The sequence below is a fragment of the Pseudomonas sp. No.21 genome, assembly GCF_054558415.1.
The window spans coordinates 1-1,040 of the sequence record NZ_BAAJNO010000040.1 but is presented as its reverse complement, the minus strand read 5'-3'; the positions used below and the strand labels follow the sequence as shown (position 1 = coordinate 1,040).

Annotated in this window: 1 protein-coding gene; it reads left to right on the top strand. The window is 67.1% G+C overall.

Annotated elements, in window-relative coordinates; all coding sequences use genetic code 11:
• The coding region (gene glyA, locus ACYJSS_RS30660; RefSeq protein ID WP_459481272.1) for a serine hydroxymethyltransferase at positions 1-1,040 on the top strand (1,040 nt) is incomplete at its 3' end.

Below are 1,040 nucleotides of genomic sequence, written 5' to 3'. Positions count from 1 at the left end.
ATGTTCAGCAAGCACGACCAGATCCAGGGCTACGACGACGAACTGTTCAGCGCCATGCAGGAAGAGGAGCGCCGCCAGGAAGACCACATCGAGCTGATCGCCTCCGAGAACTACACCAGCCAGCGGGTGATGCAGGCCCAGGGCAGCGGCCTGACCAACAAGTACGCCGAGGGCTACCCGGGCAAGCGCTACTACGGTGGCTGCGAGTACGTCGACAAGGTCGAGCAGCTGGCCATCGACCGCGCCAAGGCCCTGTTCGGCGCCGACTACGCCAACGTCCAGCCGCATTCGGGCTCCTCCGCCAACGCCGCCGTCTACCTGGCGCTGATCAATGCCGGCGACACCATCCTCGGCATGAGCCTGGCCCACGGCGGCCACCTGACCCACGGCGCCAAGGTGTCGTCCTCGGGCAAGCTGTACAACGCCGTGCAGTACGGCATCGACACCCGCACCGGGCTGATCGACTACGACGAGGTCGAGCGCCTGGCCGTCGAGCACAAGCCGAAGATGATCGTCGCCGGCTTCTCCGCCTACTCCAAGACCCTCGACTTCCCGCGCTTCCGTGCCATCGCCGACCAGGTCGGGGCGCTGCTGTTCGTCGACATGGCCCACGTCGCCGGCCTGGTGGCCGCCGGCCTGTACCCCAACCCGCTGCCCTATGCCGACGTGGTCACCACCACCACCCACAAGACCCTGCGCGGCCCGCGCGGCGGCCTGATCCTCGCGCGCAGGAACGAGGAGATCGAGAAGAAGCTCAACTCCGCCGTGTTCCCCGGCGCCCAGGGCGGCCCGCTGATGCACGTGATCGCCGGCAAGGCGGTGTGCTTCAAGGAGGCGCTGGAGCCCGGCTTCAAGACCTACCAGGCGCAGGTGATCAAGAACGCCCAGGCGATGGCCAAAGTGTTCATCGAGCGTGGCTACGACGTGGTCTCCGGCGGCACCGACAACCACCTGTTCCTGGTCAGCCTGATCAAGCAGGGCCTGACCGGCAAGGACGCCGACGCCGCCCTGGGCCGCGCCGGCATCACCGTGAACAAGAA